We start from the raw sequence: 21,327 nt of genomic DNA, 5'->3' as shown, positions 1-21,327 counted from the left end.
TGCCACTCCGTTTTCATAGCTATTCGATCGTGAAACCCTCGTAACCCGCGGCCACTACGGCGTCACACCGTTCCCGGTAGCGAGGGGCGCCGCCGGCGTAGGCCATGAACGTGCGCTTTTTGTCGGGCAGGTTGCTGTTCACGCCCATGAACCACGAGTCCGCGGTGGGAATCAGCGTCAGGTTCGCCATCTCGTAGACGTGCTGGGTCCACGCGTCCTCGGCGGCCTCGGTCGCTTCCATGCATCGGCGGCCATGCTCGCGCAAGTACACCAAGGCATCGGTCACCCACTCGACATTCTGCTCGATGCATCGGGGAATGTTGCAGAAGGTGGCGGCGTTGTGGGGCCCCACCAGGGTGAACAGGTTGGGAAATCCGGCGCTCTGGATGCCGAGATAGGTCCGCGGGCCGTCGTGCCACTTCTCGCGCAGGCGCCGGCCGTCGCGGCCGCGGATGTCGATGCGGTCGAACGCGCCGGTGATGGCGTCGAAACCGGTGGCGTAGACGATCTGGTCCAGCGGATGAAACTCAGCGCTGGTGCGGATGCCCCCGGGCTCGATGTGCTGTATGGGAGTTTCCCTGAGGTCGACGAGGGAGACGTTGTCCTGGTTGTAGACCTCGTAGTAGCCGGTTTCCAGCGGCACGCGTCGCGTGCCGAAGCCGTGGTCTCGCGGAGTGAGCTTCTCCGCCACTGCCGGATCGAGGACGCGTTCCCGGATCTTGCTGCGCATGAACTCGCTGATGGTGTCGTTCGCGCGCCGGTCGATGATGATGTCGTAGAAGTTACCCATCCAGATGCCGAAGCCGGGCTGATCGTAGAGCTTTTCGTAGAAAGCCTCGCGCTCTTCGGCCGAGACTTCCAGCGCCGAGCGGGGATCAGAACGGTGAATGAAGCAGCCGTTGGATTCCCGGCAGCGGGCGAAGATTTCCGGGTAGCTCGCCTTGATCTGCCGCTGTTCCTCCGGGGTGATAGGCCGGTTGCCCAGCGGCGCGCAGTAGTTGGGGGTGCGCTGGAAGACGGTGAGATGACGCGCGGTCTTGGCCACTTCCTGGATGACCTGCACGCCGGTCGCCCCGGTGCCGATCACGCCGAAGCGCCGGCCTTCGAAGGAGACTGGCTCGTGCGGCCAGCGCGCGGTGTGATGGGACTCGCCGCGAAAGCTCTCCATGCCCTTGATGTTCGGCAGCGTATGAGCCGAGAGGATACCGACGGCGGTGACGAGAAAGCGGCACCGTGCCTGCCTGCCCCGATCGGTCTCGATGCGCCACTCGGCCGCGGCCTCGTCGTAGACGGCCGAGCTGACGCGTTGGCCGAACTCGATGTCCCGGTAGAGATCGAATCGGCGGGCCACGTACTCGGCGTACCGCAGCGTCTCGGGCTGCGGGGAGAAGTGCTCCTGCCACTCCCATTCCTCGAGCAACTCCTCGGAGAACGAATAGCCGTAGGTGTAGGACTCCGAGTCGAAGCGGGCGCCCGGATAGCGGTTCCAGTACCAGGTGCCGCCGACGCCGTCGCCGGCCTCGAACACCCTGACCGAGAAGCCGCGGTCGCGCAGGCGCTTGAGTTGGTAAAGGCCGGCGAGCCCGGCGCCGATGACGATGACGTCGTGGAGGACCGGCCGGCCGGATTCCCCCCCCGGAGCCTTGGTCGTGGTGGTGTCTGCCTCGCTCATGAGAGTCCCCTCAGTACTCGACCGCCCTGCGCGGTAGGTATACCATAAACATGTTTACTAAACTACCGGGTGGCCATTGCGGGCCCATTGGGGGAACCGGGCAGGGCCCCGGAAAAAACGTCAGAAACAAGGGGAATTCATGCAGACAGCATTGGCGAAGAAACTGGGTATCGACTTTCCGGTGTTCGCGTTCACCCACTGCCGGGACGTAGTGGCAGCGGTTTCCAACAGCGGTGGTTTCGGCGTGCTCGGCGCCGTGGGTTTTCACCCCGATCAGCTGAAGGTCGAGCTCGACTGGATCGACCAACACGTGGGAGACAAGCCATATGGGGTCGATGTCATCATCCCCAACCGGTACCAGGGACAGGAGGAGAAGGACCCGGAGAAGCTTAAGGCCCTGATCAGCGCGGCGATTCCGCGCGGCCACCGGGAGTTCGCCGACGAGCTGCTGGACGCCCACGGCGTGCCGCGCCTGCCCAAAGGCCAGCGGACCGACGACCGGCTCAGCATGACCGAAGCGACCTCGGCGCCGCTGGTCGACATTGCGCTCGAGCACCCGAACGTCAAGTTGATCGCCAATGCTCTGGGCACGCCGCCGCCCGAGATCATCCGTCAGATTCAGGACTCCGGCCGGATGGTCGGCGCGCTCTGCGGCTCGCCCAAGCACGCGCGCCGGCACGTGGAAGCTGGCCTCGACTTCATCGTCGCGCAGGGCGGCGAGGGCGGCGGTCACACCGGCGAGATCGGCAGCGTGGTGCTGTGGCCGGAAATCGTCGATATCGCGGGTGACGTTCCCGTCATCGCCGCCGGCGGCATCGGCTCCGGCCGGCAGATGTATGCCGCGCTCTCCCTCGGCGCTCAGGGCGTGTGGTGCGGCTCGATCTGGCTGACGGTGGCGGAGGCGGCGAGCGGCGACGTGGAGCGGGAACTGCTGCTCGCGGCCGGCAGCTCCGACACGGTGCGCTCGAAGAGCGTCACCGGCAAGCACGTGCGTATGCTGCGCAACGCCTGGACGGAGTCCTGGGATTCCGGCAACAATCCGCAGTCTCTCGACGCGCCAATGCAGATGATGGCGGTCGGCAATGCGATGGCGCGGATGCGCAAGTATCCCGACAAGGCCAAGGACCTGCTTTTCGTGCCGGTGGGTCAGATCGTGGGGCGGATGAACCAGACGATCGGCGCCCGGGAGCAGCTCATGGAGATCGTCGAGGAGTACCTGGCGGTGCACGAGCGGATGTGCGCTCTCATGCCGGACGCTGGATGACGTGCCGCGGATGGGGTTGGGCTGGTTTGGAGGAAACGGAGATGACTGAGCACGTGGAGCAACTGGGGTTCGATCCGGACGCGCTGCGCGAGAAGTACCGCAGGGAGCGCGAGAAGCGGCTGCGGGCGGACGGCAACGCCCAGTACGTGGAGGTGACGGGTAGGTTCGCCCACTTCCTGAACGACCCCTACACGGCGCCGGTTCAGAGGGAGCCGTTGACAGATACGGTGGAGGTGGTGGTCATCGGCGGCGGCTTCGGCGGCTTGCTGGCCGGCGCGCGGCTGCGGGAGGCGGGTGTGGAGGACATCCGCATCATCGAGAAAGGCGGCGACTTCGGAGGAACGTGGTACTGGAACCGCTACCCCGGCGCGCAGTGTGACATCGAGTCGTACATCTATCTGCCGCTGCTGGAGGAACTCGGCTACATTCCGAAGGAGAAGTACAGCCACGCGCCGGAGATCCTGGCCCACAGCCAAGCAATCGGCCGCCACTACCGGCTCTACGACAACGCCTGCTTCCAGGCCGAGGTGACCGGCATGCGCTGGGACGAGGTCGAAGCGTGCTGGATCATCGAGACCAACCGCGGCGACCGCATGCGCGCCCGCTTCGTCTGCATGTCGAACGGCCCGCTGAACCGTCCCAAGCTGCCGGGCATTCCCGGCATCGAGTCATTCACCGGCCACACCTTTCATACCAGCCGCTGGGACTACGATTACACGGGCGGCGACGCGAGCGGCAACCTGACGGGGCTGCATGGCAAGCGGGTCGGCATCATCGGCACGGGTGCGACGGCCGTGCAGTGTGTGCCGCACCTCGCGGAAACCGCCGATCATCTCTATGTGTTTCAACGCACGCCCTCGTCGGTGGACGTGCGCGGTAACCGCCCCACCGACCGCGAGTGGGCGGAGTCCCTGGAGCCAGGCTGGCATCGGCGGCGCATGCAGAACTTCAACGTTCTCGTCACCGGCGGCCAGCAGGAGGAGGATCTCGTCAACGACGGCTGGACCGACATCATCCGCAATCTCGGCGTCTCGGCATCCGCCCGGGCGGGCACGGACGGGGTGGATCCTCATGAGATGGGTAGGCGGGTAGAGCTGGCCGACTTCGCCAAGATGGAGCAGATCCGCGCGCGGGTGGACGAGATCGTACAGGATCCGGCGATGGCCGAGGCCTTGAAGCCCTGGTACCGGCAGTTCTGCAAGCGGCCCTGCTTCCACGACGAATACCTGGCCACGTTCAATCGCGGCAACGTCACCCTGGTGGACACGGATGGTCAGGGGGTCGAACGGATGACGGAGCGCGGTATCGTCGCCGCCGGCCGGGAGTACGAGCTGGACTGTCTGATCTTCGCCACCGGTTTCGAGGTGGGCACGGCCTACACGCGCCGGGCCGGCTACGAACTCGTGGGCCGCAATGGCGTCACCCTGAGCGACAAGTGGGCCGGCGGGATGCAGACCTTCCACGGCTATCAGACCCATGGCTTTCCGAATTGCTTCTTCATGGGCGTGACTCAGGGCGGGTTCACGGCCAACTTCCCGCACATGCTGAACGAGCAGAGCCTGCACATCGCCTATATCATCGAGCACGCGCGCCGCAACGGCGTTCAGCGCATCGAGCCGACGCAGGCGGCGGAGGACGAGTGGGTCGACACCATCGAGCGGATGGCGGTGTTCAACCAGCGGTTCCTGCAGGAGTGCACGCCCGGTTACTACAACAACGAAGGGCACCCCGAAGGCGGCAACTCCCTGCTCGGCAGCCAGTACGGCGGCGGGCCGGAGGCGTTCTTCCAGATTTTGCGGGACTGGCGCGACGAAGGCACGCTTCGAGGGTTGGAGCTTTTGTGATTCCCCGTCGCTCCGGCCACGCGCTTGATGAACAGCTCGCGATGCCGGGGCGAGAGGCTCGAGCGCGTCATCAGGTGGCCGGCCAGGGCATTCCAGCTTTCGAGCAGCGGCATATTGCTCATGACATCACCAGGGACGCCCGCCGCGTTCGCCCCGCATCCTGGTCGGCGAATGCCTGCTCGATGCACTCCAGAGGGTAGTCCACCACCACCTCGTCGAGGGGCAGGGAGCCGGCGTGACGACTGAGGAAGTCGATGGCGCGCTGGAGGCTCACGGCATCGTATGATGCCACCGCCTCGATACGTTGGTTCTGCATCACCAGGCGCCCCGGGTCGCACTCGAACGACGTGCCGGGATAGAACGTGCCCATCTCCAGATATCGGCCGCCCAGCCCCAGCATGCGCAGTCCTTCGTTGATCACCCCGGCGAATCCGACCACCTCCACGACCACGTCAGCGCCCCAGCCGCCGGTGAGATCCTTAACGGCCTCGACGCGCTGCCTGGGCTCCGACACCTTGCGGAAGTCGATGACGTGATCCGCGCCCATACGCTCTGCCATCGACAGACGCTCGTCGATGCCGTCGATGGCGATCACCTGCGCAGCCCCGCGCTCCTTTGCGATGGCGCAGGCGTAGAGGCCGAGGCCGCCGCAGCCCTGGATCACGACCTGATCGCCAAGCGCCACATCGACCCGTTCGAGCCCCATCACCACCTGGGCGAGCGCGCAATTGGCGCTCACCACCATGGTATCCGTGACGTTGTCCGGAACCTTGAAGAACGCCTGGTTCGGATGCAGGTAGAGATAGTCGGCGAAGGCGCCGCGAACGTACGGCCACTCGTCGAGCGGACCGCGTTGGATGGCGAAGCTGTCCCGACAGGCTTCGGTCGAGCCCCGGATGCAGCTCCGGCACCGGCCACAGGGCCGGAAGTACTGATATGCGATCCGATCGCCCTCCCGGACGGGAGCGCCGTTCCAGTCCTGGTCGACGCCCTCGCCCAGCGCGTGCACGAAGCCGGTGGCTTCGTGGCCGAGAATCCGCCCCTGAGGCGTGGCGATCTCCTTGAACCGGCCGTCGCCCCGCCAGATGTGAAGCTCGGATCCGCAGATATTGGCGCGGGTGATGCGTAGGGTCAGCCCGCCCCGTCGCGGCTCCGGGATGGGCAACTCGCGGATTTCGAACGGCCTGCCAGGCTCGAAGAACAAGGCGGCACGATTGGCTTGTGACATGCCTCCCCCTGAGGCCTGTTGCTAGACAGTAAATGCGCGTACATCATGTCGTGCAGGCGAGCGGTTATCAATAGCAGCGGGGAGGGGTGACCTTCAACACGGTCTGCCCCGGCTCGCACGGCCGGAGGATTTCCGCGAGGTGGTCAGCTTTTTCCTGTCACCGGGCTCGGGCTTCGTCACCGGGTAGACCATCGGTGTCCCCGGATTCTGTACGACGAGCGGTCGCTGCAGGCCTTTGAGCAACTGGCAGATGGAGACCAGGGCGAACAGTTCGGCGGGGCTGAACCAGAGCCCGGGCAGTTCGTAACGGTCCTGGGCGTCCTCAGCGTAGCGATAACCGTCGCGGTGGCGATCCGATTCGATGGGCGCGCCGAGGCAATTCCACATGTAGCCGATGAGCCGGCTGAGGGTGGGGCGGGAGCATTCCAGGCGCTCCATCAGGGTGGCCGCGGCGGCTCGCGCTGTCACGCCGCGGGCCGGCGGGATCGTTTCCGGTGTCGTTACGCGGCAGCGCAGTCCGCGAAGCCGGCGATGAACTTGCGCAGGGCTTCCCGGCTGTCGGGGTTGGTGAGGTTGCCCTGGTCGTCGAAAAGCCGCATGGCGCCGGACAGGCCCAGTCGGCCTCCGGCTCAGATCCGTCGGCACATCTGGTCGACCATGTCATTCCAGTCGTGCCGGTGCGTCAGTAGGTTGTCAGGCTCCCAGATCTCCGAATCGCTGCCGCGTTTCCCAGAAGCCCCATGATATCGTCGAGTCGCCGTGCGCCAGCATCGAGATCCGGTCGTTGCCCGGGTCCGGCCGCGCCGCGCGCTCGTGCCAAAGCCGCGTGAAGCATTCCAGACACTCGAGCATTTCCCGCTGCCACTCTATCCCGCGAGGTGACCAGACCGCTGTTGCTGATGTCGAACGCCACGAAGCTCCGCAGGCCCCGATTGACACGCTGACGGCGGATGTGGGAACGTCAAATGCCATTAGTCAGCGCACTTACGTTTGGCTGTCCGTCTGCGATCTGAAAAAACGAATAGGGATGAGCCATGCCGAGCCCAGAGTACGAAGCTTTCGTCGAGCTGCCCCCGTGATCCGCCCCTGGGGGTGCGTCGGCGGTCATGAAGATCGCTGTTGTCCAGGCTGTCACATCTCGGAGTTTTGAGGACCGTTTCATCATGAGTGCAGGCAGGCGATTGCCGGGAACGCCGGATCCATCCAGATATTTCGAAGGTGCCGGCGGTTGCCGGCTGGCGGCGGACTAGTGGGGTGACCCCGCAGGGCCGCTGGTGATTTTCCAGCACGGTGGCGGACAGACCCGCCACGCCTGGAAGGGCACCGGCGAGAGGCTCGGCGCTGCGGGTTATCACGCCATCGCGCTGGACGCACGCGGGCACGGCGATTCCGATTGGGCACCCGACGGCGTCTACGGCCAGGACGTCATGGTGGCGGACCTGTGCCGGGTGCTGGAACAGCTCGGCAACCGCCGTCCGGTGCTGGTCGGGGCTTCGATGGGGGGCGGCGTGAGCCTGGTCGCGTGCGGTGAGGACTATATCGACGCCACCGCGCTCGTGCTGGTGGACATCGGTCACCGCATCGAGCCACACGGCGTGCAGAAGATTCAGGCGTTCATGAGCCTCAAACCGGAGGGGTTCGAGTCGCTCGAGGAGGTTGCCAACGCCATCGCCAGCTACCAGCCGCATCGCAAGCGGCCGAAGGACCTGTCCGGGCTCGCCAAGAACGTGCGCCTCGGCGGCGACGGCCGCTTTCACTGGCACTGGGACCCCCTCTTCCGCACCGGCCATCGGGACGTCGACAAGCGTCACGCGCGCCTGACGGCGTGCGCCCGGGCGCTCAGCCTGCCGACGCTGCTGGTGCGCGGCGGGCTCTCGGACGTGCTGAGCGAGGAAGGGGCGCAGGAGTTTCTCGGGCTGTGTCCGCAAGCCGAGTACGCCAACGTGGCCGAAGCCGGCCACATGGTGGCCGGTGATCGCAACGACGTGTTCGCCAACGCCGTGATCGAGTTTCTCGCTCGCGTGGTGCCCGTGGACGGGGAGCCGGTGCAGCCGGCCCACGAGCCGCATCCGCATCACCAGGGGCCGCCGGGAGACGTGAACGACGTGCCGTGAGAGACGGCGAAACGGCGAAGGAGGTATCTTGAACCAGGTGGGGGCTCGGGCTCGGCCGGCGCATGGACAGCGTGGGGCCGACAAAGAGGCGCTCCTAGGAAGCCGTCGGAGTATTGGCGCCGCCAGTGTTATGCCACTTATCAGAGCGATCCGATCGGCATCGATCGGATGCCACCCCGGCGTACCTTTACTGCGCGCTGGGAAACTTCGGCTTTCGCTTCTCGCGCAGCGCCGCGGCCCCCTCGGCGGCGTCGTGCCCCAGGAAGTTCAGCATCTCGAAGCCGAGGCTCGCATCGAATGCCGGAGCCGCCTGCTTCACCCACAGATTGAGAGCGCGCTTGGTCCAGCGGGCCGCGTCCTGGGGCCCCGTGGCAATCTTCGTGGCCACGGTCATGGCTTCCTCCATGAGGGATTCCCGCGGTACGGCCTTCGATACGAGGCCGATCTGGTCGGCCGTTCGTCCGTCGATGAAGTCCGACGTGATGAGGTAGTACTTGGCCTTCGCCAGCCCGCACAGGAGCGGCCAGATGATGTTCGCATGATCACCCGCGGCGACGCCCAGGCGAAGGTGACCGTCGGTGATGCGCGCCTCCTCGGCGATGAGGCTGATGTCCGCCATCAGAGCCACCGCGAGCCCGGCCCCGACGGCGACGCCGTTGATGGCGGATATGATGATCTTCGAGCAGCTGCTCATGTTGTAGACGATGTCGCCGGCCTCCCGGAAGGCGACCTTCATGCCGTCGTAGTCGCCGATCATCGTCTCGATCCAGGCGAGATCGCCGCCCGCCGAGAAGGCGTCGCCGGCGCCCGTGACCACGACGACCCGCACCTCTGGGTCGTCATCGACGTCGAGCCACACCCGGCTGAGCGCATTATGCAGCGGCGCGTCCGTGGCGTTCTTGTGCTCGGGCCGGTCGATGGTGATCAGCAGGATGCCGTGGTCGCGGCGCTCGAAACGCAGACCCGCATATTTGTCGAACCAGGCGTCGGTCATGAATTGCTCTCCTTCCTCATGGCACGGACATCATCCGCCGTCGAATCCCGGTACGCCCGGCTCGCGTTTCACACCCAGCGTCTTCAGCGCCATCGCCAGCATCGCGTACTGCCCGACGGTGAAAATGGCGTCGATGCGCTGCTCCTCGGTGAGCTGGTCGGCGAGCGACTGCCAGGTCGGCTCGGAGACGTACTGCTCGTCGAGCAGCTCATCGGCGGCTTTCAGCAGCGCTCGCTCGATGGCCGGCCAACCGGGATCGTCCGGCCCGGCCTTGATGCGACGATGATCCTTCTCCGACAGCCCCGCCGCCTGGCTCATCAGCACGTGCTGACCCCATTCGTAGTCCGACCCGGTCTGCCACGCCACGCGCATGATCAGAAGCTCCCGGTGTCGCGGCGACAGGCTCGACCCGGTCATCAGGTAGCCGGCGAGAGGGTTCCAGCTTTCCAGTAGCGGCATATGGCGCATCAGTGTTTTCAGGACGTTGAAAACCATGCCGTAGCGGGCCTCGAGGGGTGCGGCCATCTGGCGCTGCTCGTCGGTCCATTGGGATTCCGGCAGTGGCTCGATGCGGGTCGGGAGGTTCACGCGCACTCTCCTCGTCTCCTGAGGGTTTGCCATACGGTAAGGTCACTTACATGGTATGTCCACACTCCGTTATGATGGGAGCGCCCCGGCGTGCGACATGACGGAAAGCACCCGGGCAAGGCACACGGCACGGGAGGGTGCAAATGAGCAAGTTCGACGGTCGCCCCATCATCGTGACTGGGGGAGCCAGCGGCATCGGCCGTGCGCTGGTGGCGCATCTTGCGGCCGAGGGAGCGCACGTAGGCATATTCGATATCAACGGTCCGGCGGCAGAGGAAGCAGCGACCGCCACGTCGGGTACCGCGTCCGCCTACCGTGTCGACATTTCGGACTACGAGGCGGTCGAGGCGGCCGTGCAGCGGTTCGAAGAGGATGCCGGGCCGGTATATGGGCTCGTGAACAACGCCGGCTGGGACGACGCACGACCGTTCGTGGACACCGGCCCCGAGTTCTGGAACAAGGTTTTGGCCATCAATCTCGTGGGTCCGTTGAACGTGACCCACGCCGTCTGCCGGCGCCTGCAGGATCGGCAGGAAGGGCGGGTGGTCAGCATCGGATCGGATGCCGGCCGCGTCGGATCGTCCGGGGAGGCGGTCTACTCGGCCGCAAAAGGCGGCATCATCGCGCTGATGAAAACCCTGGCGCGGGAGTTCGCCCGTCGGGGGGTGACCTTCAACGCGGTGTGCCCGGGGCCGACCGACACGCCGTTGCTCGCGAGCGTCGACGCCGCCGGGGGCGGAAAGCTGGTCAAGGCGCTCGAGCGGGCCATCCCCATGGGGCGCCTGGCCCGCCCGGAGGACTTCTGCGAGGTGGTCAGTCTGTTTCTGTCGCCGGCATCAGGCTACATCACCGGCCAGACCATCAGTGTGTCCGGCGGTCTAACCATGCATGGATGAGCACCATGGCAGATAGAGATGGCACGCGTGGCTATCCGATGCCGGAGCACGAGGCCGGTGATGCCGTGCGCGATGCGGCGCGCGCCTTCGCGGCGGGCGAGCTCGCCCCCGGCTACGAGGCGAGAGAGCGGCTCGGCCGCATCGAGGAGGAGCTGATCGTCCGGATGGGCGAGCTCGGCCTGATCGGCGTCGAGCTGCCGGAACGCCTGGGGGGGATGGGACTCGGCGCGCGTGTGGCGGGTGTCATCATGGAAGAAGTGGCCAGGGCGGACATGAACGTGGCCTACGTGCAGCTGCTGGCCTCACTCACCGGCAGCATGCTGGCGGCTTCGGCAGGCGAGCTCGCCGAGGAAGTGGTGCCTGCCATCTGCCGCGGCGAGTCCCTGGTGGCGCTGGGGCTCACCGAGCCCCGCGGCGGCTCTGATGCGGCGCATTTGTCGTTCCGGGCCGAGCGCCGGGGCGGCGGATATCACTTGAGCGGGGAGAAGACTTCGATCTCGCTCATCGGTCAGGCCGATCGCATCCTGCTTTTCGCGCGCACCGACCCGGACGTGCCGGGGGCCGGAGGGGTCTCGGCGTTTCTGATTCCTCTGGACCAGGAAGGCATCACCCGTACCATCTTCGACGACGTGGGTTCCGGCGCGGTGGGGCGCGGCAGCGTGTTCTTCGACGGCGTGGCGGTGCCGGAGCGCTGGCGAGTCGGCCCGGAGGGCGAAGGTTTCCGCCAGGTGATGCGCGGCTTCGATTACAGTCGGGCGCTGATCGGGCTTCAGTGTCTCGGGGCGGCTGCCGCTTCGCTGGAGGAGACCTGGCAGTATGTGACCGAGCGCGAAGCGTTCGGGGCGCCCATCGCCCGCTATCAGGGAGTGACCGAGCCGCTCGCCGAATCCGAGACGTGGCTGCGGGCGGCGCGGCTGCTCTGCTACGAGACGTTGGCGAGGCGCGATCGCGGCGAGCCACACACCGCGGAGGCCGCCATGTGCAAGTGGTGGGCGCCGAAGGTGGCGTTCGACACGGTGCACCGCTGTCTGCTGACCCACGGCCACGGTGGATACAGCAAGGAGCTGCCCCATCAGCAGCGGCTGCGCGACATCCTCGGGCTGCAGATCGGCGATGGCACGGCGCAGATTCAGAAGATGATCATCGCGAGAGAGAAGATCGGGCGCGTGGCGGTGCCGTACTGACGGCGCCGGTCGAAGCGGGAGGGGGCGACATGGCCGGGATGCTGAGGTGGAGGCACGAGCGTGGGGTGGCCGTGCTGGCGCTGAACCGCCCCGATCGTCTGAACAGCCTGTGCCTCGAGCTTCTCGACGCCATCGAGGCGCGGCTCATGGCGGCGGAGGCGGCGGACGACGTGCACGCGATACTGATCGTCGCCGAGGGACCGCACTTCTGCGCCGGCGCCGACCTCGGCGAGGTGAGCGCGCGGCGGAAAGACCGGGACCGGCTCGCCGAGTTCATCGCCCGGGGCCACGAGGTGTTGCTGCGCCTCGAGGCCTGTCCGTTGCCGGTGGTCGCGGCGGTGCAGGGCTACTGCCTCGCCGGCGGGCTGGAGCTGATGATGGCGGTCGATGTGGTGCTGGCGGCGGAGGATGCCCGGATCGGCTGCCAGCACGCGCGCTACGGCCTGGTGCCGGGGTGGGGCGGCACCCAGCGGCTGGCGCGTCTGGTGGGGCTTCGGCGGGCCCTCGAGTTGATGTACTCGGCGCGCTGGCTCGAGGTGGACGAGGCGCGGAGTTGGGGGCTGGTCAACGACGTGGTCCCCGCAACCGTGCTCGACGAGCGGGCCCTGGAACTGGCGTCCGAGCTGAGCGGCCGCAGCCGGACGGGTCTGGCCGCCATGAAGCGCCTCGCGCGGGAGGGGCTCGATCTGCCGCTGCAGGACGCACTGGCGCTGGAGCGCGAGCGGGTCGTGGACGTCTTGCTCGGCGACGATGCCGCGGAAGGCCTGGCGGCCTTCCGGGAGCGTCGTGAGCCGAGGTTCAACTGAACCCGTGACGATGACCCGGCACCTGGTCGGGGTGTTCATTCACCGCGGAACTCGGGCTTGCGCTTCTCCATGAAGGCACGCGGGCCTTCGATCGCGTCCCTCGATCGCATGACCCGGCCGGCGAGCTCGTTCTCGATGCGAAACGCGTCGTTGAGCGGCAATCCGCTGGTGCGGATGACGGCTTCCTTGCAGGCGGCTACCGCGAGCGGGCCGTTTTCGGCAATGCGGGCCGCGAGTGCTTCGGCGCGGTCGAGTACCTCGGCAGCCGGCACCACCTCGTTGATCAGCCCGATCCGGTAGGCTTCCTCGGCGCTCATGCGATCGCCGGTCAAGAGAATCTGCATGGCCTTGCAGTAGGGGATCTGCCGTGCCAGGCGCACCAGAGAGCCGCCCGCAGGGATGATCCCGCGCATCACCTCAGAGAGCCCGAACTCGGCGTGCTCGGCGGCAATCCGCAGATCGGTCGCCTGCAGAATCTCTGTGCCGCCCGCCAGGGCAAAGCCGTTGACGGCGGCGATCACCGGCTTGTACAGCTCGAAGTCGCGAAGCAGGGCTTTCTGCATCAGCGAGCGGTCAGCGAGTAGCGCCTCGTCGTGCTCGTCCTCCGGCTTGCGGGAGCCGGACAACAGCGGTATCAGCAGCCCGAGATCGGCGCCGGCGCAGAAGGCGCGGTCGCCCGCGCCGGTGAGGATCGCCACGCGCGCCTCCCGGTCGTCGCGGAAGTCCTGCCAGGCCTCGGCCATTTCCACGATCATCTGTGGGCTCAGCGCGTTGCGCCGCTCGGGGCGGTTCATGACCAGGTAGGCGATGCCGTCGCGTTTCTGGTAGTCGAGATGGGGCATGGGCTGGTTTCCTTTGCGTTGCATGGGTTGCAGGAATGATACGGCCGTTGCCGGTTCGAATCGGCCGCGGGTCTGGGGTATGATAAGCGCGCTTACGGACTATTGTCAGGCGCCCGGATCCGCGGCTTCGACGCGAGAGCGACCTATGACCGGCCCATCGTTACGGTCCCGCTTGGAATCCGTAAGCGTAGCAACCATCGAGCACAACGGCGTGGTGAGGTATCGAGGACATGGTCGACAGAGTCGAAGCGGAAACGGAACGGCTGGACGCGCTCATCGTGGGCGCGGGTTTCAACGGCGTGTATCAGCTCTACCGGCTGCGGCAGGAAGGCTTCAAGGCCCGGATCTTCGATGCCGGTCACGAGCTCGGCGGCATCTGGTACTGGAACTGCTACCCCGGCGCCCGGGTGGATTCTCACGTGCCGAACTACGAATTTTCTATTCCGGAGGTGTGGCAGGACTGGACCTGGAGCGAGCGCTTTCCCTCCTGGCAGGAGCTGCGGGCGTACTTCCAGCACGTCGACCGCAAGCTGGACATCAGCCGCGATGTCCGGTTCGACACCCGGGTGACCGAGGCGCGGTTCGACGCCGAGCAGGACGAGTGGCTGATCCGCACCGAGGATGGGCATCAGGTACGGGCGCGTTTCTTCGTCCCCTGTCTCGGCTTCGCGGCGCAGGCGTACGTTCCCGATTATCCCGGACTCGAGACCTTCGCCGGCCCCTGCCACCACACGGCCCGCTGGCCCCAGCACGGCGTCGAGCTCGCCGGCAAGCGGGTGGGCGTGATCGGCACCGGCGCCAGTGGCGTGCAGGTGATTCAGGAAGCCGGGCGGGTGGCGTCCCACACCACGGTTTTCCAGCGCACGCCGATGCTGGCTCTGCCCATGCGCCAGCGGCGTCTCGACGCGGCTGAGCAGGCCAAGATGAAGGAGGAGTATTCGGCCATCTTCGACCGGCGCAATCATGGACCGTCATCGTTCTACGACCTCGTTCCCGACCCGCGCTCGGCCATGGAGGCTTCCGAGGACGAGCGGCTGGCCGTGTTCGAGGACGCGTGGCAGAAGGGCGGCTTCCACTTCTGGGCAGGCACCTTCGCCGACGTGCTGTACAACGAGGCCTCCAACCGGGAAGCCTATCGCTTCTGGCGGGACAAGACGCGTGCCCGGATCAAGGATCCTGCACTCGCGGAAAAGCTGGCGCCTGCCGAGGCGCCGCATCCGTTCGGCGCCAAGCGCCCGTCGCTCGAGCAGTGGTACTTCGAGGTGTTCAACCAGGACAACACCACCCTCGTGGATCTGCGCGAGGACCCGATCGAGGTGATCACCCCCCGGGGCGTGCGCACGGCAGCGGCGCTACACGAACTGGACGTGCTGGTGCTGGCCACCGGCTTCGACGCCGGCACGGGCGGCTTCACGCGCATGGACGTGCGCGGTGTGGACGGCCGCCGGCTGCGGGACTACTGGGCCGATGGCGTGCGCACGCATCTCGGCTACGGCGTGCCGGGATTTCCCAACATGCTCATGCTCTACGGCCCGCAGAGCCCCACTGCATTCTGCAACGGCCCGACCTGCGCCGAAGTTCAGGGGGAATGGGTGGTCGACTGTCTGCGCCGGCTCCGGGCGCAGGGGCGGACGCGCATCGAGGCCACGGAGGAGGCGGCCGATGCCTGGGTGAAGCACATGCACGACCTCTCGGAGATGACCCTCCTGTCCCGCGCCGATTCGTGGTACATGGGCGCCAACGTGCCGGGCAAGCGCCGCGAGCTGCTGTTTCACCCCGGCGTTCGAATCTATCTGGACCATTGCGACACCTGTGCGCGGAATGGCTACGAAGGTTTCCGAATTGGGTGACCACGTCGAGACCCCGGTCTTCGACTAGGTGTTTCGGAGCGGAGGCTTCAGCCCTCAGGCAGCCCGGCACGTTGTTCAGGGCACTGCCTCTCCCGCCATCCGCCAGCTTTCCGCGCCCGCCGGCAGGTTGAACACGCGGGCCGTGTTGTCGCGCAGGATGTCCTGCTTCTGCTGCTCTGTCAGGTGCCCGGTCTGCTCGGCGATGAGCTGTTGTGAGCGTGGCCAGGTGGAGTCGGTGTGGGGGAAATCGCTGGCCCACAGCAGGTGGCGGTGATCGATCATGTGCAGGGACTGAAATGCCGTGCGGTCGTCCTGAAAGGTCGCATAGACATTGCTGCGCACGTATTCGCTGGGCAGTTTCGACAGACCTTTGATGATGCCGTCTTCCGCGTGGATCATGGCGGCGTGGTCCATGCGGTACATGTAGTGCGGCAGCCAGCCCACATCGCTCTCCGCCACCACCAGCTTCAGCTTCGGATGCCGCTCGAACACCCCGCCCAGCACGAACAGCCCCACCACGTCCTGCACGGCGCGGATGATGCCGAGGAAGTTGTTCAGGGCGTGTCCGCGGGGCTTGGTGTGCAGGCTGCCGGCGCGTGAGGTGAGAATGTGGAAGCAGACCGGAAGCTGGAGATCCACCGCACACTCCCAAAGCGCATCGTAATCCGGGTGGTCATAGTCCTCCTGAACCGGGTCCCCCGGCATCATCATGCCGACCATGCCCATCTGCCGGGCGCGACGGAAATCCGCAATGGCGGAGTCCACGTCCAGCACGGCGGTCTGGGCGAGTCCGAAGATGCGGTCGGGCGCCTCGCTGCACATGCTCTGGAGCCAGCGATTGTAGGCCTGCATGCAGGCGTCCTTGTAGTCCGGCTCGCGGTGCATGCACAGGCCCATGCCGACGGACGCGTAGATGATCTCGGCGGCAAGGCCGTCCTGGTCCATGTACGGCAGGCGGGCCTTGCCCCCGTAGGCGGCCTCGCGGATGTCGGAAAAACGGATGCGCCTGGCGCGCTCCAGACGCTCCCGGACGCCGAAGCCGGCCCCGTCGATGAAGCCGAGCGCCACCGGCTTCTTCATGCCCTTGATCACGAACGCCTCGGTGCCGTCCGGTTGCTCGACGATCCGTGGTGCGTCGTCGCGGTACTTCGGATCGATGAAGTCGACGTAGCAGTTCGGGGGCTCGCAGATGTGGCCATCGGCGGAAATGATACCTCTGGGAATCATGATTGGACCTCCGGTTTTTTCTTGACTCGTCCCGATGTGCCGCTCGAGCCTGCGGTCGGGCCACCCATCAGGCCGCCCGCCTGATGAGCAGCGCCTGCGGCCCTCGTACCACCCAGGAGGGCAGCCAGGGCACCGGCGTTTCCAGCTCCGCGCGTCGCAGCAGCGGTACGAGGTGCGTCAACGCGACCCGGGCCTCGGTGCGCGCGAGATGGGAGCCCAGGCAGAAGTGCAGCCCCCAGCCGAAGCCCACGTGGCCCCGGCAGTCGCGGCCGATGTCGAAGCGATCGGGCTCGGCGAAGCGGTCGGGATCGTGGTTGGCCGCGCCGTAGCTGACCCAGACCCGCGATCCTGCGGGAATCGTCGTGTCGCCGAGACGGGTGTCGGCGCGTACGCGGCGAAACAGCCCCTGCACCGGCGAGCAGTAACGCAGCCCCTCCTCGACCGCGCGTTCGATCAGCGCGGGGTCGCGCTCGAGGCGCTCGAGCTGATCAGGGTTCGCGGCCAGCGCAGCGGTCAGCCCGCCGAGGAGATTCGTGGTCGTCTCGTTGCCGGCGGCCAGCAGCAGTATGCAATAGGACAACACCTCGCCCGCGGACAGGCGCCCGGGTTCGCGCTCGGCGGCCACCAGCAGGCCGATCAGATCGTCGCTCGCTGCGGCGCGACGTTGGTCGGCCGCCGCCGCAAGGTAACCGGCGAGCTCGAATACCTCGGCCAGCGCCTGTTCCCGCGCCTCCCCGGAAGCGCCGTTGATGATCGCCACCAGGCCGTTCGACCAGCGCTTGAAGTCGCTTATCCGGCTCCGCTCCACGCCCAGCAGCTCCGAGATGATGATCACCGGTAGCGGCACGGTGAACGCGCTGACGAGGTCGAATTCAGGCTCGTCCGCCACGTCGTCGAGCAGTTCGCGGCACAGCGCGTCGATGCGCCCCGCCAGCGAGCGCATCCGGGCAGGAGTGAACCGCTTGTGCAGAATGCCGCGCAGCCGGTCATGGGTAGGATTGTCGGACGCGATCATGTTGGCGCCGCCGAAGGCGCGTTCGAACAGACGCTCGCGGTCGTGCTCCGAAGGCTCGGAGGAGAACGCCTCGGGACGCTTCAGCACCTCCACCACCCGGTCGAGCGCCGTCACTGCCCACATGCCGCCGGGGTCCACGGGCACTGCCTCGGCTCCGGCGCGAAGCTGCGCGTAGGCCGGATAGGGATCCGCCAGAAACGACGGCGACATCAGATTCAGCCGCGCATTCACGGGCGAATCAGCCGACCGGGCAGCGCGCCGGTCGCCTCTCCCTGCTGGTAGGTGATCTCCCCCGCAACCAGGGTGGCCAGGAATCCGTCGGCCTGCTGCTGCAGCCGCGGCCCGCCAGCCGGCAGATCGTGAACGATGTGGGGGGCGCGCACCCGAAGCGCATCGAAGTCGATGAGGTTCAGATCCGCCCGCTTGCCCGGCACGAGTTCACCCCGGTCGTCGAGGCCAACCGCGGCCGCCGTATCGCGGCTCTGCCGCCGGACCAGCGTCTCGAGACCGATCAGGCCGCCACGTTTGCGGTCCCGCCCCCAATGGGTCAGCAGCGACGTTACGAAGCTCGCATCGCAGATAGTACCGACGTGGGCGCCGCCATCGCCCAGGCCGGGCACCGTGTTCTCGTGCAGCAGCATCTCCCGACAACAGTCGAGGTTGTTCTCGGCGTAGTTGGCGAACGGCGTGTACAGGATGACCTGGCCGTCCCGCTCGAGCAGCAGATCGTAGACGAAGCTCCAGGGGTCGGCGCCGACGGCGTGCGCCCGGGCGGCTATGGAATCCTGCGGAGCGGGCTCGTAATCGGGTGGATCTCCCAGCTCCCACAGCTTCTGGCCGCCGGCCATCACGGCGAACAGTCGCGCGAAGCCCGGCATCGGCTGCTCCTCCAGGATGCGGGCCTTGCGACCCGGGTCGCGCAGGGCGGCGAGGCGTTCGCGCAGCGGCAGGTCGGCTATTTCCTTGAAGCTCGGACGGGTGGAGAACGGGTTCAATGTGGTGGCGTGCCCCATCAGGATGCCGATACCGCGAGGCGCCACCTGCCCCCGCATGGGCAGGCCGCGGGCGTTGGCGTGCTCGATCCGCTCCAGCAGCTTGCGCCAGCCCTGGGGACTGATGCCTTGGGCGAGGGAGATCGACATGGGCCGCCCGCTCGCGTGCACCATGGCCTCGAGGAACGAGAATTCCTCGTCCAGGTCGCCGAAGTCGGAGATCATCTCGATCACGCCCCGGCCGGCGTCCCGGAGGCCGGCGGCAATGCCCAGCAACTCGTCGAGCTCGGCCTTCAGCGACGGCGTCGGCTCCCCCCGGCTGCTGCGGTGGTTGAGCGTGCGGGAGCTCGAGAATCCGAGCGCGCCGGCGCGCACGGCTTCGGCGGTGATTGCGCGCATGGCGGCGATGTCGTCGGCGGTGGCAGGTTCCCGGTCGGCGCCGCGCTGGCCCATCACGTAGACGCGCAGCGCCCCGTGGGGCAGCTGGGCGCCCAGGTCCATGTCGTACTGCCGCGATCCCAGGAAATCCAGGTACTCCGGGAAGGTTTCCCACTGCCAGCGGATACCTTCGGCGAGCACGGCCGCTGGGATGTCCTCGACCCCTTCCATCAGCTCGATCAGCATCTCGTGATCGGCAGACCGGCACGGCGCGAAGCCAACGCCGCAGTTGCCCATTACAACCGTGGTGACGCCGTGGTGACTCGACGGCGACATGCGGTTCGACCAGGTGGCCTGGCCGTCGTAGTGGGTGTGGATGTCGACGAAGCCGGGCGTGACCAGCGCGCCGTCGGCGTCGATCTCCCGCTGACCACGGGCGGCCACCCGTCCGACCTCGCGGATGAGGCCGCCGTCGATGGCAATATCGGCGGTGAAGGCGGTCCGGCCGGTGCCGTCGATCACGCGGCCGCCGCGGATGACCATGTCGTGCTGTGTCATGTTCGTGTGCTCCTTGCCGGTCGCAGCGAATTCAGTCGGAGGGTGGCATCGAACCGGAACGTATCACCGTCGGCGACGATGCGACCGGAGGTGGGCGAGGCGAAGTGGGTGCCGAGTACGAGGGTGTCGCGCCCGAAGCGCTGCATGAAGGCTTGCCGGCTCGCCTCGGCGGTGGTGGAGTCGACGTCTGCGATGTCCTTCCAGTGCGGGCGCGCGAACTGCACCGGATGATGGAAGAGATCGCCGGTGATGATGGCGCGTTCGCCGGCGGACTCGATCAGCACGCTGACGTGCCCGGGCGTGTGCCCCGGAGTCGGCACCAGTCGGACTTCCGGGGTGACCTGGTGGTCCGTTTCCACCAGATCCACGAGGTCCGATTCGATGATCGGCCGGATCGAGTCGTTCTTCGCCTCGGCCCCGAACGGATCATCCTCGTGCTCCCAATAGCCCCATTCCTCGCGGCCGATCAGATACCGGGCATTCGGGAAGGTCGGCACCCAGCGGCCGTTCTCGCGCATGGTGTTCCACCCCACGTGATCCACGTGCAGATGGGTGCACAGCACCGCGTCGACGCCGTGCCGGGGCGCCCCGGCGGCCTCCAGGCGGCTCAGGAAGTCGCTCTGCCGGTGATCCCACTCCGGCAGCGGCCGCGGCTTGTCGTTGCCGATGCAGGTGTCCACCAGCAGCGTCGCGTCCCCCGTGCGCACCAGAAAAGTATGAATGCTCAAAGGCACCGAGCCGTCCGCGTTGACGAAGTGCGGACGCAGCCAGGCGCTCATGGGGGCGAGGTTCTCAGCAGTCGCATCGGGCAGCAGAAACGTGAGGTCGATGTCCTGCAGGACGTCGACCACCCGATGAATGCTGACGTTGCCGATCTGCCAGGTTTCCATGGATGCCTTCCGTTTACGATGAATGGTCAACGCCGTGGCCGCTCGACGATCCGGTAGACCGTGGAGCCGGCAGCAACCGGCTCGCCAGCGGCCGTCACCAGACTCACCTCGGAATGGATCAAATTACCCGTGCCGGCGGCGGCGCGGGCCCTGACCATGCAATCCCGGCAGATGAGCGGTGTGAACGTCTGCAGCTTGGTGTTCACGGTGGAGCCGAAGAGTCCTCGGCTGCCCAGCTTCGAAGTCATCCAGGCAGCCAGCGACCCGGCGTGATCCACGGCGGAGAGCAACGCGCCGCCCGCAATGCCATCCGCCTCGTCGCGGGCGTGCGAAGCGCAGGGCAGGTCGAATTGCACCTCGCCGAACGACCCGCTGCGAAACCGCCAACCGAGCTGCGCCATGTACGGCATGCGGCCGTCCAGATCCCGAAGTATTTCCAGGTTGCGCTCGACACGTGCGGCATCCGGCTGCGGCAGGGCGCCGAGACCGCGCGAGGTGCGAGCGCCGGGCCAGTCCGGCGCCGCCGGATCGGTCGGCGCAGCCGGGAGAGGCTCGGTCGGAGCGATCTGCGCGATGTGGTTCGCAACGGCCAGCAGTTTGCCGTCGCCATTGACGGCCCGGGCGTGGCTGTAGACGATCTCCCGGCCGCGGCGCAGCACTTCGGCCTCGCCGAAGATATCCTCTCCGAGTGCGCCCGCGAGATAACTCACGTCGCAGGCGAGGGTGCGTCCGATCTGTGATTCCATGTCGCGTTCGATGGTCGACCAGCTCGCGAGCATGGCGGCCGCGTCCAGCGTGGCGGCGATGGCTCCGCCGTGCAGCGCGGTGGCTGCTGTGGTGTTGCCCTCATGGTAGGGCAGACGCACGCGCACGGTCCCCTCGCTGGCCGATTCCAAACGAAAACCCACCCGCCGCCAGAAGGGCGAACTCTGCAGACGGCGCTCGAGGGTTGCTCCCGGCTCACCCATGGGCTTCCACGCACCTC

Annotated in this window: 19 protein-coding genes; 8 read left to right on the top strand and 11 right to left on the bottom strand. The window is 66.9% G+C overall.

The features are described from left to right. Positions 1–19: 19 nt before the first annotated feature. Complete coding sequence (locus tag R3E82_16465) at positions 20–1,672, bottom strand: NAD(P)/FAD-dependent oxidoreductase (protein ID MEZ5552478.1); 1,653 nt, start codon at positions 1,670–1,672, stop codon at positions 20–22. A 139-nt stretch (positions 1,673–1,811) separates the two neighbouring features. Between R3E82_16465 and R3E82_16460 the strand changes: the two genes are divergently transcribed. Beyond that, positions 1,812–2,936 (top strand): nitronate monooxygenase family protein, encoded by a 1,125-nt coding sequence (locus tag R3E82_16460; protein ID MEZ5552477.1) that lies wholly within the window; start codon positions 1,812–1,814, stop codon positions 2,934–2,936. Positions 2,937–2,977: 41 nt separating this feature from the next. Beyond that, positions 2,978–4,780 (top strand): NAD(P)/FAD-dependent oxidoreductase, encoded by a 1,803-nt coding sequence (locus R3E82_16455; protein ID MEZ5552476.1) that lies wholly within the window; start codon positions 2,978–2,980, stop codon positions 4,778–4,780. Positions 4,781–4,898: 118 nt separating this feature from the next. Here R3E82_16455 and R3E82_16450 read toward each other — a convergent pair whose 3' ends face one another. Together R3E82_16450 and R3E82_16445 are read right to left on the bottom strand one after the other, a co-directional pair. Further along, on the bottom strand, positions 4,899–6,008 hold the full coding sequence (locus tag R3E82_16450; GenBank protein MEZ5552475.1) for a zinc-binding dehydrogenase: 1,110 nt from the start codon (positions 6,006–6,008) through the stop codon (positions 4,899–4,901). A 93-nt stretch (positions 6,009–6,101) separates the two neighbouring features. Further along, complete coding sequence (locus R3E82_16445) at positions 6,102–6,476, bottom strand: HTH domain-containing protein (protein MEZ5552474.1); 375 nt, start codon at positions 6,474–6,476, stop codon at positions 6,102–6,104. Positions 6,477–6,502: 26 nt separating this feature from the next. Between R3E82_16445 and R3E82_16440 the strand changes: the two genes are divergently transcribed. Next, positions 6,503–6,697 (top strand): hypothetical protein, encoded by a 195-nt coding sequence (locus tag R3E82_16440; GenBank protein MEZ5552473.1) that lies wholly within the window; start codon positions 6,503–6,505, stop codon positions 6,695–6,697. Between the two features lie 585 nt (positions 6,698–7,282). Next, positions 7,283–8,122, top strand: a complete 840-nt coding sequence (locus tag R3E82_16435; GenBank protein ID MEZ5552472.1) for an alpha/beta hydrolase — start codon at positions 7,283–7,285, stop codon at positions 8,120–8,122. Between the two features lie 187 nt (positions 8,123–8,309). Here R3E82_16435 and R3E82_16430 read toward each other — a convergent pair whose 3' ends face one another. Then, positions 8,310–9,116, bottom strand: a complete 807-nt coding sequence (locus tag R3E82_16430) for an enoyl-CoA hydratase/isomerase family protein (protein ID MEZ5552471.1) — start codon at positions 9,114–9,116, stop codon at positions 8,310–8,312. Between the two features lie 30 nt (positions 9,117–9,146). Continuing rightward, positions 9,147–9,704, bottom strand: coding sequence for a carboxymuconolactone decarboxylase family protein (locus R3E82_16425; GenBank protein MEZ5552470.1), 558 nt, complete (start codon positions 9,702–9,704; stop codon positions 9,147–9,149). 143 nt (positions 9,705–9,847) lie between these two features. On the opposite strand from R3E82_16425, the gene R3E82_16420 reads away from it, so the two are divergent. The 3 genes from R3E82_16420 (at position 9,848) to R3E82_16410 (ending at position 12,590) form a co-directional block, all read left to right on the top strand. Beyond that, positions 9,848–10,600, top strand: a complete 753-nt coding sequence (locus R3E82_16420; protein ID MEZ5552469.1) for an SDR family NAD(P)-dependent oxidoreductase — start codon at positions 9,848–9,850, stop codon at positions 10,598–10,600. A 5-nt stretch (positions 10,601–10,605) separates the two neighbouring features. Continuing rightward, the gene (locus R3E82_16415; GenBank protein MEZ5552468.1) at positions 10,606–11,784 is read left to right on the top strand and encodes an acyl-CoA dehydrogenase family protein; all 1,179 of its coding nucleotides are present in this window, start codon (positions 10,606–10,608) and stop codon (positions 11,782–11,784) included. A 65-nt stretch (positions 11,785–11,849) separates the two neighbouring features. Further along, entirely contained in the window at positions 11,850–12,590 is a 741-nt protein-coding gene (locus tag R3E82_16410; GenBank protein MEZ5552467.1) for an enoyl-CoA hydratase/isomerase family protein, read from the top strand. A gap of 35 nt (positions 12,591–12,625) precedes the next feature. Here R3E82_16410 and R3E82_16405 read toward each other — a convergent pair whose 3' ends face one another. Continuing rightward, on the bottom strand, positions 12,626–13,432 hold the full coding sequence (locus R3E82_16405) for an enoyl-CoA hydratase-related protein (protein ID MEZ5552466.1): 807 nt from the start codon (positions 13,430–13,432) through the stop codon (positions 12,626–12,628). 230 nt (positions 13,433–13,662) lie between these two features. Between R3E82_16405 and R3E82_16400 the strand changes: the two genes are divergently transcribed. Continuing rightward, a complete protein-coding gene (locus R3E82_16400) occupies positions 13,663–15,282 on the top strand; it encodes an NAD(P)/FAD-dependent oxidoreductase (protein ID MEZ5552465.1) in 1,620 nt (539 codons plus the stop codon). Between the two features lie 75 nt (positions 15,283–15,357). Here R3E82_16400 and R3E82_16395 read toward each other — a convergent pair whose 3' ends face one another. The 5 genes from R3E82_16395 to R3E82_16375 all read right to left on the bottom strand — a co-directional run bounded on the left by R3E82_16395 (position 15,358) and on the right by R3E82_16375 (position 21,310). Next, positions 15,358–16,509, bottom strand: a complete 1,152-nt coding sequence (locus R3E82_16395; GenBank protein ID MEZ5552464.1) for an amidohydrolase family protein — start codon at positions 16,507–16,509, stop codon at positions 15,358–15,360. A gap of 67 nt (positions 16,510–16,576) precedes the next feature. After that, entirely contained in the window at positions 16,577–17,755 is a 1,179-nt protein-coding gene (locus R3E82_16390; protein ID MEZ5552463.1) for a cytochrome P450, read from the bottom strand. Next, positions 17,752–19,452, bottom strand: coding sequence for an amidohydrolase family protein (locus tag R3E82_16385; GenBank protein ID MEZ5552462.1), 1,701 nt, complete (start codon positions 19,450–19,452; stop codon positions 17,752–17,754). Before R3E82_16385 ends, R3E82_16390 begins: the two co-directional genes overlap by 4 nt. Further along, positions 19,449–20,342 (bottom strand): MBL fold metallo-hydrolase, encoded by an 894-nt coding sequence (locus R3E82_16380; GenBank protein ID MEZ5552461.1) that lies wholly within the window; start codon positions 20,340–20,342, stop codon positions 19,449–19,451. The genes R3E82_16385 and R3E82_16380 overlap by 4 nt, the downstream gene beginning before the upstream one ends. 26 nt (positions 20,343–20,368) lie before the next feature. Further along, entirely contained in the window at positions 20,369–21,310 is a 942-nt protein-coding gene (locus tag R3E82_16375; GenBank protein MEZ5552460.1) for a hotdog fold thioesterase, read from the bottom strand. Positions 21,311–21,327: the final 17 nt, after the last annotated feature.

The sequence above is a fragment of the Pseudomonadales bacterium genome (assembly GCA_041395945.1).
Lineage (GTDB): Bacteria > Pseudomonadota > Gammaproteobacteria > Pseudomonadales > Azotimanducaceae > SZUA-309.
Note: the sequence above shows the minus strand (reverse complement) of the source record. Positions and strands in the feature narration are given on the sequence as shown.